This window comes from Mesoterricola sp. MK458, assembly GCF_055384935.1.
Genome location: NZ_AP045075.1, coordinates 523964 through 536935, shown reverse-complemented (window position 1 = coordinate 536935; position 12972 = coordinate 523964). Strand labels below are relative to the sequence as shown.

At 69.2% G+C, this 12972-nt stretch carries 11 protein-coding genes; 10 read left to right on the top strand and 1 reads right to left on the bottom strand.

Translation table 11 applies throughout. The features are described 5' to 3' along the window. Nucleotides 1–9: 9 nt before the first annotated feature. The 7 genes from kamE (at nt 10) to hutU (ending at nt 7756) form a co-directional block, all read left to right on the top strand. A complete protein-coding gene (kamE, locus tag ACZ5LB_RS02310) occupies nt 10–747 on the top strand; it encodes a lysine 5,6-aminomutase subunit beta (RefSeq protein ID WP_464604551.1) in 738 nt (245 codons plus the stop codon). A gap of 13 nt (nt 748–760) precedes the next feature. Then, nucleotides 761–1447: a CoA transferase subunit A gene (locus ACZ5LB_RS02305; RefSeq protein ID WP_464604550.1), complete on the top strand. Its 687-nt coding sequence runs from the start codon at nt 761–763 to the stop codon at nt 1445–1447. An 8-nt stretch (nt 1448–1455) separates the two neighbouring features. Next, nucleotides 1456–2118 (top strand): 3-oxoacid CoA-transferase subunit B, encoded by a 663-nt coding sequence (locus ACZ5LB_RS02300; protein WP_464604549.1) that lies wholly within the window; start codon nt 1456–1458, stop codon nt 2116–2118. A 23-nt stretch (nt 2119–2141) separates the two neighbouring features. Then, on the top strand, nt 2142–3404 hold the full coding sequence (locus ACZ5LB_RS02295; RefSeq protein WP_464604548.1) for a thiolase C-terminal domain-containing protein: 1263 nt from the start codon (nt 2142–2144) through the stop codon (nt 3402–3404). A 152-nt stretch (nt 3405–3556) separates the two neighbouring features. After that, nucleotides 3557–5695, top strand: a complete 2139-nt coding sequence (locus ACZ5LB_RS02290; protein WP_464604547.1) for a PAS domain S-box protein — start codon at nt 3557–3559, stop codon at nt 5693–5695. A 42-nt stretch (nt 5696–5737) separates the two neighbouring features. After that, nucleotides 5738–6034 (top strand): hypothetical protein, encoded by a 297-nt coding sequence (locus ACZ5LB_RS02285; protein WP_464604546.1) that lies wholly within the window; start codon nt 5738–5740, stop codon nt 6032–6034. 60 nt (nt 6035–6094) lie between these two features. Then, a complete protein-coding gene (gene hutU, locus ACZ5LB_RS02280; protein ID WP_464604545.1) occupies nt 6095–7756 on the top strand; it encodes a urocanate hydratase in 1662 nt (553 codons plus the stop codon). Nucleotides 7757–7762: 6 nt separating this feature from the next. Here hutU and ACZ5LB_RS02275 read toward each other — a convergent pair whose 3' ends face one another. Beyond that, nucleotides 7763–9298 carry a metallophosphoesterase family protein gene (locus ACZ5LB_RS02275; protein WP_464604544.1) on the bottom strand — a complete coding sequence of 512 codons (1536 nt, stop codon included), beginning with the start codon at nt 9296–9298 and terminating at the stop codon, nt 7763–7765. Between the two features lie 366 nt (nt 9299–9664). On the opposite strand from ACZ5LB_RS02275, the gene ACZ5LB_RS02270 reads away from it, so the two are divergent. The 3 genes from ACZ5LB_RS02270 to ACZ5LB_RS02260 all read left to right on the top strand — a co-directional run bounded on the left by ACZ5LB_RS02270 (nt 9665) and on the right by ACZ5LB_RS02260 (nt 12938). Then, the gene (locus tag ACZ5LB_RS02270; protein ID WP_464604543.1) at nt 9665–9955 is read left to right on the top strand and encodes a hypothetical protein; all 291 of its coding nucleotides are present in this window, start codon (nt 9665–9667) and stop codon (nt 9953–9955) included. Between the two features lie 71 nt (nt 9956–10026). Next, nucleotides 10027–11949 carry an ABC-F family ATP-binding cassette domain-containing protein gene (locus ACZ5LB_RS02265; RefSeq protein ID WP_464604542.1) on the top strand — a complete coding sequence of 641 codons (1923 nt, stop codon included), beginning with the start codon at nt 10027–10029 and terminating at the stop codon, nt 11947–11949. A 227-nt stretch (nt 11950–12176) separates the two neighbouring features. After that, nucleotides 12177–12938, top strand: a complete 762-nt coding sequence (locus ACZ5LB_RS02260) for a hypothetical protein (protein WP_464604541.1) — start codon at nt 12177–12179, stop codon at nt 12936–12938. The last annotated feature ends 34 nt before the right edge of the window (nt 12939–12972 follow it).

The window sequence follows — 12972 nt, the reverse complement described above, 5'->3', positions numbered from 1 at the left end:
GAGATGCCCATGATCATTCGACCCTACGGCGACACCCTGGACGACGGGTCCGTGCAGCTCTCCTTCACCCTGCCCGTCCCCGACGGGCCCAAGGGACGGGAAGCCGCCCGGCAGTTCACGGAAAAGCTCGGTTTCAGCCACGTGGACATCGTCCACTCCACGCCGCTGTCGGACGGCTTCTCGATGTACGTGGCCTACGGCAAGACGGCCACCGGCATCGACTACGGCACCATCCACGTGGAGGACGCCACCGGGGAGAAGGTGTACACCATGGAGGAGGCCGACGCGGCCGTGCGGGAGCACTTCGGGCGCAAGCTCGTGGTGGTGGGGGCCTGCACCGGCTTCGACGCGCACACGGTGGGCATCGACGCCATCATGAACATGAAGGGCTACAACCACCATTTCGGCCTGGAACGCTACGCCGGCCTGGAGACCTACAACCTGGGCGCCCAGGTGCCCAACGACAAGCTCATCGACTACGCCCTCAAGGTGAACGCCGACGCGATCCTCGTTTCCCAGATCGTCACCCAGAAGGACGTCCACATCCAGAACCTCACCGAGCTCATCGAGCTGCTCCAGGCGCGCAACCTGCGGGAGCGGTTCGTGGTGTGCGCGGGGGGCACACGCATCGGCAACAAGCTTGCCGTGGAGCTGGGCTTCGACGCCGGGTTCGGCAAGGGCAGCTACGCGGAGCACGTGGCCACCTTCATCATCGACAAGCTGATCGAGCGTAAGCAAACCCATTGAGGAGGTCCATTCCATGCTAGCGAAACCCATCATCAGCGCCGCGGAAGCCGCGGGCAGGATCAAGTCCGGGGACATCCTCATGTCCGGGGGCTTCATGGGCTGCGGCGCCCCCGACACCATCATCCGGGCCCTCAAGGCCGCGGGGACCAAGGGGCTCACCCTCATCAGCACCGACACCGCCTTCCATGACTTCAAGACCGGCCGCATCAACGGCATCGCCCCCCTCGTCCAGGACCGGGCCTTCGTGAAGATCATCGCCAGCCACATCGGGCTCAACCATGAGACCCAGCGCCAGATGAACGCCCAGGAGACGGACGTTGAGCTGGTGCCCCAGGGCACCCTGGCCGAGCGCATCCGCTGCGGCGGCGCCGGCATCGGCGGCTTCCTCACCCCCACGGGCCTGGGCACGGAGGTGGAGGAGGGCAAGCAGGTGATCACCGTGGACGACCGCAGCTACCTGCTGGAGCGCCCCCTCAAGGCCGACGTGGCCATCATCAAGGCCAAGAAGGCGGACAAGGCCGGCAACCTGATCTACGCCGGGACCGCGCGGAACTTCAACCCCCTGATGGCCACCGCCGCCGAACTCGTCATCGCCGAGGTGGAGGAGATCGTGGAGATCGGCGAGATCGACCCCAACCAGGTGCACACCCCTTCGATCTTCGTGGACTGCCTGGTCCTCTCCGAAACCCAGGAAAGCTGAGGGACACCATGGACTACACCCCCAACAAGGAAAACATCGCCAAGCGCATCGCCCGGATCTTCAAGAACGGCGACGTGGTGAACCTGGGCATCGGCCTTCCCACCCTCGTCGTGGACCACCTGCCCGAAGGTGTCACCCTCATCCTCCAGTCGGAGAACGGCCTCATGGGCCTGGGGCCCGCCCCGGAGAAGGGCCAGGAGGACCCGGACATGGTCAACGCCGGCGGCGCCCCCCTCTCGGTGGTGCCCGGCGGGTGCTTCTTCGATTCCGCCACCAGCTTCGGCATCATCCGCGGCGGCCACGTGGACTACACGGTGCTGGGCGTGCTGGAGGTGGACCAGCAGGGCAACCTCGCCAACTACAAGGTGCCCGGCAAGATGGTCCCCGGAATGGGCGGAGCCATGGACCTCACCATCGGCGCCCGGGTGGTCATCGCCGCCACCCTCCACTTCGAGCCCTCCGGCGCCTCGCGCCTGAAGCGCCACTGCAAGCTGCCCCTGACCGCCGCCGGAGAAGTGAACTACGTCGTCACCGACGTGGGCATGTTCGAGATCGTGGGCGGGCGCTTCCACCTCATGGAATGCTTCGCGCCCTACACCCCGGAATGGATCATCGAAAAGACCGACGCGGAAATCCACGTCAGCACCTCCTGCAAGACCGTGAGCCTCTGAACCCAAATCACCCGGAGATTCCCATGAGCAAAGTCAGCATCGTCGGCGCCTACAACACGAAATTCGGTTCCCTGGTCAAGCGCAACCGGGAGACCGGCGAGGTCACCGACCTCCAGTCGGCCTACGAACTCCTGCTGGAGGCGGGCCGGGGCGCCCTGGCCGACGCCGGCATCCCCGCCAGCGAGGTGGACGGCGTGTGGGTGGGTTCCTGCGCGCCCGGCCTGTTCGCCAACCAGGAGCACCTGGCGGCCTTCGCCACGGAAATCGACCCCGAGGGGCTCCGCTTCAAGTCCATGACCCGCTGCGAGGACGCCTGCGCCTCCGGTTCCGTGGCGCTCTACGACGCCCTCTACGCCGTGGAGTCCGGCCGGGCCAAGGTGGCCCTGGTGGTGGGCGTGGAAAAGATGAACCTGCTGGACACCAAGGGCGTCACCCACGCCCTGGCCACCTGCTCCTACTGGCCCGAGGAGGGCGGGCGCGGCATGACCTTCCCCGCCCTGTTCGCGGAGTACGCCAAGGGCTACCAGGCCCGCTACGGCTTCCCCGAGGGCGACCTCAAGCGCATGCTGGCCACCGTGGCCGCCCTGGGCTACCGCAACGGCGTGGACAACCCCCTGGCCCACTTCGGCAAGGGCGGCCCCTCCGACAAGCTGGGCCTGTTCACCGCGGATGCCATCCTCGCCCTGCCCCCGGAAAAGAACCCGGTCATCGCCGATCCCCTTTCCCTCCACGACTGCTCCCTGGTCACCGACGGCGCCGCCGCCCTGGTGATCATGGCCACCTCGGATCCCCGCACCGCCGGCAAGAAGGTCGTGGAGATCGCCGGCATCGGCCACGCCAACGAGCGGTTCGCCATTTCGGCCCGCCCGAACATGCACGAGCTCATGGCCGGGAAGGAAGCGGTCCGCCGCGCCTACGCCGAGGCCGGCATCACCGCCGCCGACCTGGACCTGGCCGAAGTGCACGACTGCTTCACCATCAACCAGCTCCTCACCACCGAGGCCCTGGGCCTCTCCCGGGACGGCCGCGCCGGCTACGACTACCTGGAAGGCCGCTTCACCCGGGATGACGCCCAGTGCGCCGTGAACCTCTCCGGCGGCCTCAAGGCCAAGGGCCATCCCGTGGGCGCCACCGGCGTCTCCATGCACGCCCTCCTGTACAAGCAGCTCGCCGGCGACCCCATCGGCGCCACCCTCTCCCGCAAGACGCCCACCACCGGCGTCTCCTTCAACGTGGGCGGCTCGTCGGTCACCAACTGCGTTACCGTGCTGCGCCGGCTGAAATAGGGCGGACCCGTAGCGGCCGATCGGGGTCTTTTCGACCCCCGCCGGCAGATCGAACCCGTCAAGCTCCCCAAACCTTCGCGCTACGCCGCGGGGGTCAGGGGAGCTATGCTCTATGCACCCCTTGAGAGCCCCATGCACCCACCCGACGCCCCATGACCGGTTCCGACCCCTCCCTCCCGAGGCGGGTCCTCGATGGTCTGCGGACGCCCGTGGCGGTCACGGACGGGGATGGCGTCCTGGTCTTCGCGAACCGGGCCTGGCAGGGGATCGCCGGGGAACCGGGGGCCGGGCCCGGATCGGGGTTCCAGGACGACGCCATCCGGCAGGGCCTCCGGGACGTGGCTGAAGGCCGCCGGCCGGACTTCACCTGGGGGATCCCCGGTGGCGGCCGCTTCTCCAGGCTCATCGCCACGCCCCTGGAAGGCTCCGGGGGGTGCCTGATCCAGCCCGAGGACGACGCGTCGGACAACGAGGACCTCTTCCGGCGGGCCTTCGCTTCGAACCCCGACCCGTCGACCCTCTCCTCCTACCCCGACGGGAGGATCGTGGAGGCGAACCCCGCCTGGTGCGCCCTGGCCGGCGTCACCCGGGAGCGCGCCCTGGGACGCACGCCCGCGGATCTCGGCCTGTGGACGGATCCCCTGGATCGGACGGCCATCCTGAAGGAGGTGGCGGAAACCGGGGTCTTCCCGGGGCGGCAGACGGAAATGCGCCTGCCCTCGGGCGAGATCCGCCAGATGCTCCTGGCCGCCTCGGCCCTGGATACCCCCAATGGCCTGCGGGTGCTCCTCACCGGACGGGACGTGACCGAGCGCCACCGGGCCCTCCTCGCCCTGCGGGAGAACGAGGCGCGGTTCCTGGCCCTGTTCGAGCTGTCGCCCGACGGCATCAGCGTCTCGCGCATCCACGACCGGACCTTCCTGCAGGTGAACGCCGCCTGGGAGGCGATGTTCGGCTACCCCCGGCAGGAGGCCGTGGGCCGCAGCGTCGAGGACCTGGGCCTCTTCGCGGATCCGCAGGATTCCGACGCCCTGTCCTCGGACCTGCCCGAGGCGGGCGTGGCCCCGGCACGCACCTTCACCCTGGTGCGCAAGGACGGCGCCCGCCTGGAGGCGGAGATCAAGGGCATGGTGCTGGACATCCAGGGCGAGCCCTGCCTCCTGGCCAGCCTCCGGGACGTCACCCGCGAGGCGGCCCTGAAGCGGACCCTGCTGGCCACGGAGGAGCGCTTCCAGGTGATCACCGGGGGGCTGAAGGACTACATCCTCATCCTGGACCCCGGGGGGAACATCACCTACATCAACCGCACGCCCGAAGGGATCCAGCCCTCGGACGCCCTGGGACGGCCCTTTCCCGTGGGTTTGGCCCCCGAGACCCAGGCCGCGGGGGCGGCCGCCCTCCGGACCTGCCTGGCGACCCGCCAGGGCGTGAGCTACGGGACCCAGGGCCTGCGCCTGGACGGCACCGCGGGCTGGTTCGACGTGCGGCTCGAACCCTTTCCGGCCGAGGGCCCGGTGCAGTGCGTGGTGGTCCTGGCCCTGGACCGCTCCGACGCCCGGCAGGCCGAGGAAGCGGAACGCCGGGCCCAGAAGGCCGAAAGCCTGGTCCTCATGGCCGGCAGCATCGCCCACGACTTCAACAACCTCTTCGCGGCCATCCAGGCCAGCCTGGAGATCCTCGAGATCCAGGTGCGGGACCAGGAAGGCCCGGTGCTGACGGTGGCCACCGCCCGGGAGGTGCTCCGGCGGGCCATCGCGCTCTCGTGGAAGATGAACGAGTTCTCCGGCCACGCCGTGACCCGCCGGGTGCCCACGGACCTCGTGAAGCTGGTCTCCGCCTGGGCCGGCGCCCAGGAACCGCCCCAGGGCCGGCGACTGACCCTGGACCTGGCGGCCGTTCCCCCCATCCTGGCGGACCCGGACCGCGTGCGGATCATGCTGGACGCCCTCCTGGAGAACGCCTGGGAGGCCATGGCCAAGGACGGCCGCGGGGAAACGGTCGCCCTGCGCACGTTCGTGGATTCCGCAGGGGAGACCCTCCCGGGCCCCTGGGCGGCGCCCCGGCCCCCGGGTGCCGCGACGGTGTGCCTGGAGGTGGCCAACGACGGCCCCTGCCCGGACCCGGAGGTCCTGGCCCGGATGTTCGACCCCTTCTTCACGACCCGGTTCGTGGGGCGGGGCCTCGGGCTGGCCTCGGTCCTGGGGATGTTGAAGGCCCACGGCGCGGGCATCCAGGTGGTTCCCGGCCAGGGCCTGGCGTTCCGCCTGCATTTCCCGCTCCAGACGCCCTGAGGGGCGGCGTATCCTGGGGGAAACCTTTGAAAGGGGACCCCCATGAGCTTCGATGGAACCTGGGACCTGACCGTCAACTCCCCCATGGGCGCCAAGGCGTTCCGCATCGCCGTCACCACCGGGGACGGGAACGTTGCCGCCACCGTGACCTCCGACGGCCTCTCCACCCCCCTGATGGACGCCCGCCTGGAGGGGGGCCACCTCCGCGGTTCCCTTCGGCTGCCGCGACCCATGAACATCCTGCTGGACCTGGACCTCACCTGCGACGGCGATGCGCTGGCGGGCCAGGCCAAGGCCGGACACATGGTCCTGCCGGGCATCACCGGAGCCAGGGTTTAAGTTATGACCTAGGTCCGACGCTCTCCGTGGGAAAATGGGGGCATTCAAAGGACCTCCGCCATGACCCAAGCCACCGAAGCCCCCGTCATCCGCGCTCCCCACGGCGCCCACCTGCACTGCAAGGGCTGGGTGCAGGAGGCGGCGCTGCGCATGCTCATGAACAACCTGGACCCCGACGTGGCCGAGCGCCCCGAGGACCTGGTGGTCTACGGCGGCCTGGGCAAGGCGGCGCGGAACTGGGACTGCTTCAACGCGCTGGTCAAGGAACTCAAGCACCTGGGAGACGAGGAGACGCTGCTGGTGCAGTCCGGCAAGCCCGTGGGGGTGGTGCGCACCCACGCGGACGCCCCGCGGGTGCTCATCGCCAACTCCAACCTGGTGCCCCGGTGGGCCACCTGGGAGCACTTCCGGGAACTGGACCGCAAGGGGCTGATGATGTACGGCCAGATGACCGCCGGCAGCTGGATCTACATCGGGAGCCAGGGCATCGTCCAGGGCACCTACGAGACCTTCGCCGAGGCGGCGCGCCAGCACTTCGGGGGGACCCTGGCGGGCACCTGGACCCTCACGGCCGGCCTGGGCGGCATGGGCGGGGCCCAGCCGCTGTCGGTGACCATGAACGGCGGCGTGGCCCTGTGCGTGGAAGTGGACCGCACCCGCATCGACAAGCGGCTCCAGACCCGCTACCTGGACGAGTGGACCGATGACCTGGACGACGCCCTGGCCCGGGTGGAGCGCTACGTGCGCGAGAAGAAGGCCGTCTCCATCGGCCTCCTGGGCAACGCCGCCGAGGTGCTGCCCGAGCTGGTGCGCCGGGGCGCGCGGCCCCACCTGGTCACGGACCAGACCTCGGCCCATGACGAGTACAACGGCTACATCCCCGCCGGCCTGACCCTGGAGCAGGCCGCGGCCATGCGCAAGGATGAGCCCGAAGCGTACGTGAAGCTGGCCCTGACCTCCATGCGCGCCCACGTGGAGGCCATGCTGGCCTTCCAGGCGACGGGGTCGGTCACCTTCGACTACGGCAACAACATCCGCGCCCAGGCCCAGCGGGCCGGCTGCGAGAACGCCTTCGCGTTCCCCGGGTTCGTGCCGGCCTTCATCCGGCCCCTGTTCTGCAAGGGCATCGGCCCCTTCCGCTGGGCGGCGCTCTCGGGCGACCCCGAGGACATCGCCGTCACGGACCAGGCCATGATGGACCTCTTCCCGGAGAACGAGGGCATGATCCGCTGGATCAAGGCGGCGCAGGAGAAGATCGCCTTCCAGGGCCTGCCCGCGCGCATCTGCTGGATCGGCGCCGGCGAGCGCCACCTGGCCGGGCTGAAGTTCAACGAGCTGGTGCGGGAGGGCAAGCTCAAGGCCCCCATCGTCATCGGCCGCGACCACCTGGACTCGGGAAGCGTGGCCTCCCCCAACCGCGAGACCGAGGGCATGAAGGACGGGTCCGACGCCGTCTCCGATTGGCCGCTGCTCAACGCCATGACGGCCTGCTCCGGCGGCGCGTCCTGGGTGAGCTTCCACCACGGCGGCGGGGTGGGCATGGGCTTCTCCCAGCACTCCGGAGTGGTCATCGTGGCCGACGGCACGGAGCGCGCGGACCGGTGCATCCGGCGGGTGCTGTGGAACGACCCGGCCATGGGCGTCTTCCGCCACGCCGACGCCGGGTACGAGGCCGCCCGGGAACACGCGACCCGGATCGGCCTCCACGTACCCATGGGTTGATTGCGGCTACTTCGTCAGGACGAACTGGTCCAGCACGGTGCCGTCCATTCCGATCTGCTTGAAGTCGACCCGGCCCGGGGCGATGTCCAGCTGCGAGAAGCAGGGCGTCCGCCACCTCAGGTGGACCGGGTAGGGCTTGGGCGGGGTCTGGCCCGGGTAGTCGGGGTGGCCGGGGGGGTAGGGATAGTCCTTGGGATTGGCCCCCCCCGCCCCGGTCACGATGTGGATGACGCCGTCGGCCTTCGTGGCGCCGCCGTGGCCCTGGAAGGCCGTGTCCTCCAGGATGTTCGCGGGGTTGCCGAAGTGGGCCTTGTCCGAGGCGCCCGCGGGCTTGGGGGTGAAGCGCAGGGGCCGGGTGCGCTGGTAGCTGTGCAGGTGGCCGGTGAAGACCATGGCCACGCGGTGCTTTTCAAGGATCGGCCAGATCTGGCGCATCCAGGTCTCGCCGTACTTCCAGTTCACCTCATGGCTCAGGTTGAAGGCGGGGTGGTGGAAGACCACGAAGCGCCAGTCCGCGCCGCGGGCGGCGGCGAGGTCCTTGTCCAGCCAGTCCTTGAGCTGGGCGACGAGGGCGTCGGCCTCGGGGGTGCGGTTGCTCCACGTGTGGTTCGGCAGCGTGCGGTGGGAGTAGGCCCATTGCGAATACAGGTTGGAATCCAGGATGGTCCAGTGCACGCCGCCCGAGTCGAAGGAGAAGTTCGCCATGGCCGGGAAGCGGTCCTGCGCCGCGGCCAGGAACCCGGAGAAGGCGTTCCGGGGGCTGAGCACGGGGGTCATCATCTTGTGGGCGTTGGCGGGGTCGTGGTTGACGGCGAACGCGGGCCCGTTCAGGGGCTGGCTGAAGTAGTAGTAGTACGCCAGGCCGTTGGGCTGGGGAGTGAAGGAGAGGCGGCCGCCCCGGTATTCGAAGACCCGGTCGGTGTCGTTGTTCCCCAGGCAGGCCGCCATCACCGTCCTGCGCAGCACCGATCCGCCCGAGGAGGTGCCGCGGTCGGCGTTGATGGCCGGGAAGAAGAGGTCCCGGTACTGGCCGGCGTGGCCCTCCATGTTGACGATGTCGCCGGGAACCACCAGGAGGTCCGGACGGGTCGAGCCCACCTGGTTCGCCAGGCGCCGGAAATCCTGCTGGCTGGCGGGGCTGGTGGTCACCAGGTCCCCCACCACCGCCACCCGCTGGGACTGGCCCTTGCCCTTGAGGGCCATGCCCCGGTCCTGGAAGACCACATGGCCGTCCCGGGTGACCTGGTAGGCGAACCGGGCGCCCGGCGCCAGGTGCGAAAGGGTGGCCGTGTACACCCGGTGCTGCGGCTCCGAGGGCACGTTGACCTTCACGAAGGTCACCGCCCCCGCGGGCTTCCACTGCCCCCCCCGGTACACGTTCACGGCCCAGGTCGCGTTTGTCTCCGGGGTATGCCAGAGGAGGGCCAGCTGCGTGGGGGACGGGGCCGGCCCCAGCTGCAGGTAGGGGGGTATCAGGAAGGCCCCGGGCACGCTCAGCGCCGGCGGCAGGGCGCCCTTGGGCCCCGGAGGCGTCGGGGGCATCGGGGGCGGCTGCGGGGTCGGGGAACCCGGCACCGTGGTTTCCGGCGTCGGGGTGTCCGGCGTCGGGGCATCCGGTGCAGGAGGCTGGGACGCCGGAGGCGCCGGGGCCTGGGGGGTCGCTGGGGTCGGTTTGGATCCCCCACCCCCGCAGGCGGAGGCAAGGAGGAGGAGAGCGATGGGAAGGAGAGGTTGCTTCGTCATAATTAATTATTATTTTTTGGAACGGGGTCCGTCAATGACAAATTTGACTTAAAATCTCTTATTATTATATTTAAATATTGTCACTCTCAATTTATCTAAATGAATAATTTAGCATTACACTCAGAAGGTCACCCGGCGGAAAATGAACGTCTCCCAGGAGCGGCCATGCACGTCCCCGACATCGACGACCTGATCCTGGATTCCGACGACGACGCCGGCATCGAGGAACTGGGCCGGCGCGTCCTGGCCCGGGGCCCCTGGACAACGGTGGCCTTCCTGGTGCGCACCCGCACGCCCGAGGGCGCCTGGGAGGGGCCCCACCTGTGGCTGCACCGCTACCAGAAGGTCGCCCAGGGATGGAAGCTGGTGAGCCGGTTCCGCACCACCGAACCCGCGCAGCTCGACGCCCTCCTGGGCGCGCTCGAGGGCTGGAGGGAGCTCATCGCGTCCCGCTGAAGGGGCCCCTTCCCCCTTCGCAGGTGAAGCCCGGGCCGCCCCGTGCGATGCTGGAGGGTTCAGGAGTCTCCATGGCCGTCGCCCTCAGTCTCGTCAAGGTCACCAAGCGCTTCGGCGCCCAGCCCATCCTCGAGGGGCTGACCTTCGGCCTGCAGATGGGGGAGAAGGTGGGCCTCATCGGCCGCAACGGGGCCGGGAAGTCGACGCTCTTCAAGCTCCTGGCCGGGGAGGACACGCCCGACGAGGGCGAGGTGGTCCTCACCCAGGGGCTGCGGGTGGCCCACCTGGCCCAGGACCCGCACTTCGCCCCGGACGCCACGGTGCGCAGCGCCCTGGAGGCGGCCCTGCGGGACCACCGGGCCCTCATCGCCCGCCACGGGGAGATCCACGAGGCCCTGCAGGCCGCCACCCCCGACCAGGCCGAGCGGCTCCACATGGAGCTGGACGGCGTGGAGCACCACCTCAACCACATGGGCTGGGACCTGGAGCCGCGGCTCAAGGAGGCCCAGACCACCTGGGGCCTGGTGGACCTGGAAGCCACGGTGGAGTCGCTCTCCGGCGGCTGGCGCAAGCGGGTGGCCCTGGCCCAGGCCTGGCTGCAGGACCCGGACGTCATGGTGCTGGACGAGCCCACCAACCACCTGGACCCCGAGCAGGTGGAGAAGCTCGAGCTCTGGCTCCAGGGCTTCGGCGGCGCGCTGCTGCTCATCACCCACGACCGCCACCTCCTGGACGGCGTCGTGGACCGCATGCTGGAGCTGGAGAACGGCGACGTCACCAGCTACGAAGGCTCCTACAGCGACTACCTCCTGGAGCGCAGCGACAAGGAGTTCCGGGAGGCCCGGCTCACCGAGCACATGCAGAACCGCCTGCGCCGGGAGCTGGCCTGGCTCCGCCGCGGCGCCAAGGCCCGCACCCGCAAGTCCAAGCTGCGCATCCAGGACGTGCTGGACCTGGGCGACGAGGTAAAGGACCGCACCCGCCTGGAGCAGCGCACCAGCCTCACCTTCGCCGGGGGCGCCAACCGCTCGGATTCGCTCCTGTCGGCGGAGGGCGTCCGCTTCCACTACCCCGGCTCCGGGGTCGAGCTGGCCGGGGGCATCGACCTGGTGCTCCAGCGCCGCCAGCGCATCGCCTTCCTGGGGCCCAACGGCTGCGGGAAGTCGACGCTCCTGAAGCTCCTCCTGGGCGAGTTGGAACCCACCTCCGGCACCATCCAGAGGCACCCCAAATTGTCCATATCGGCCATCTCCCAGGGCCGGGGCGAACTGCGCGCGGACCTTTCCGTGGCCGACAACATCGCCGAGCGCGCCTCCATGGTGAAGGTGGGCGGGCAGGAGCTGCTGGTGCTGGTGTACCTCACCCGCTTCGGCTTCCCCGCCGACCAGCAGAAGCGCATGGCCGGGACCCTCTCGGGCGGCGAGCGCAACCGGCTCCTGCTGGCCAAGGCCATGCTGCTGCCCTCGGACCTGCTGGTGCTGGACGAGCCCACCAACGACCTGGACATCCCCACCCTCCAGAACCTGGAGGAGGCCCTCCTGGACTACCCGGGGTCGCTGCTTCTGGTGAGCCACGACCGGTTCTTCCTGGACCAGGTGGCCACCCACACCCTGGCCTTCAACCCCGGCGGGGAGCCCCGGTGGGAGATGTACGAAGGCAACCCCACCTCCGTGCGCCGCCTGCGCGCCGAGCGCGCCCTGGAGGCGCCCCGTGCCGAAGCCCCGGCCAAGGCGGCCCGGGCCGAGTCCCGGGACGCGGGCAGGCGCAAGGCGGGCCTTTCCCAGAAGGAGGAGCGGCGCCTGGCGGAGGTGGACGCCGCCATGGCCGCGCTCCACGCCCGCATCCAGGACCTGGACGCGGTCATGGCCGACCCGTCGGCCTTCATCACCGCCGAGGCCCCCGGCCACCAGGCCCTGCGCGACCGGGACGAGGCCAAGGCCCGCCTGGAGGAACTGGAGATGGAGTGGCTGGATCTGGAGGAGAAGCGCGGCTGAGAATCGCCCTCCCATTCCGCTTGGCCGTGCTGAAGTTATATTGTTTATTAATTGAACGGGATCCCGATTACCCGAGGTAAATCGCGTTTCAGGGAACCAATTCGGCTAGGCCCGCATTCACTCCTCGAAGAGCATGGAAGCGGGACCCGTGCGCCCCGCTCAAAGGCAAACCCGTCTCGTTCAATTAATTATTTCTATCGGGATCTATTCCCATCACGGAGAAAACCTTGAGGTTTCGACATCCTTCCCTCGGCTCCCTTGGAGCCGGGTGCTTCATCCTTGCCGCGGCCCTGGCCTGCGGCGGCGGCGGCAAGAGCAGCTCCGCCCCCGCCCCTGTGCCCGCCCCCCAATCCAGCCTGGCGGGGGCCTGGACCGGAATTTCCGAGGACAAGAGCACGGACTACATCCTGGTCATGCCTTCGGACGGGAGCTACCGTCTCCTGAACTCGGGCATGAAGGTGAGCGCCTCCGGGAGCTTCCAGACCTCCGGCACGAACCTGAGCGGGACCGCCACCTTCCTCACGACGATCAACTTCACCAAGATCCCCGGCACGCTGGGCGGAACCTTCACGAGCCGTTCCATCGACGCCACGCTCACCAGCCCCGAGCCTTCCCTCAACGGGACGAAATTCATCCTCACGCCCGACGCCTCCGCCGCCACGGGCGCCCAGCTCCCGGGCCTGGCGGGCACCTGGTCCTCCGCGATCAACAGCAACACCGACAAGGTGAACCTGACCTTCACGCTCGACACCGCCGGACACTTCACGGGCGCCCGGCCCACACTCAACGCCACGGGCACCTTCGCCCAGCCCACCGCCAACGCCAACGCGTTCACGGCGGAGCTGGTCTACACCCCGGCCCTGGGCAAGTATGCGGGCACGCCCCGGACCCTCAAGGGCACCGCCTACCTGCGGGCGAACTCCAGCCAGATGGTCCTCAACGCGGACGACGGAACGATCCTCTTCGGCGGCATCTTCACCCGGCAGTGACGCCCGGCGGGCGCCTGGAACCGGAGGAAAAGCG

Excerpts from the sequence above, each read along its gene's own strand:
- kamE (WP_464604551.1), top strand. The coding sequence starts at position 10 with ATGATCATTCGACCCTACGGCGACACCCTGGACGACGGGTCCGTGCAG.
- ACZ5LB_RS02305 (WP_464604550.1), top strand. The coding sequence starts at position 761 with ATGCTAGCGAAACCCATCATCAGCGCCGCGGAAGCCGCGGGCAGGATC.
- ACZ5LB_RS02300 (WP_464604549.1), top strand. The coding sequence starts at position 1,456 with ATGGACTACACCCCCAACAAGGAAAACATCGCCAAGCGCATCGCCCGG.
- ACZ5LB_RS02295 (WP_464604548.1), top strand. The coding sequence starts at position 2,142 with ATGAGCAAAGTCAGCATCGTCGGCGCCTACAACACGAAATTCGGTTCC.
- ACZ5LB_RS02290 (WP_464604547.1), top strand. The coding sequence starts at position 3,557 with ATGACCGGTTCCGACCCCTCCCTCCCGAGGCGGGTCCTCGATGGTCTG.
- ACZ5LB_RS02285 (WP_464604546.1), top strand. The coding sequence starts at position 5,738 with ATGAGCTTCGATGGAACCTGGGACCTGACCGTCAACTCCCCCATGGGC.
- hutU (WP_464604545.1), top strand. The coding sequence starts at position 6,095 with ATGACCCAAGCCACCGAAGCCCCCGTCATCCGCGCTCCCCACGGCGCC.
- ACZ5LB_RS02275 (WP_464604544.1), bottom strand. The coding sequence starts at position 9,298 with ATGCCCCCGACGCCTCCGGGGCCCAAGGGCGCCCTGCCGCCGGCGCTG.
- ACZ5LB_RS02270 (WP_464604543.1), top strand. The coding sequence starts at position 9,665 with ATGCACGTCCCCGACATCGACGACCTGATCCTGGATTCCGACGACGAC.
- ACZ5LB_RS02265 (WP_464604542.1), top strand. The coding sequence starts at position 10,027 with ATGGCCGTCGCCCTCAGTCTCGTCAAGGTCACCAAGCGCTTCGGCGCC.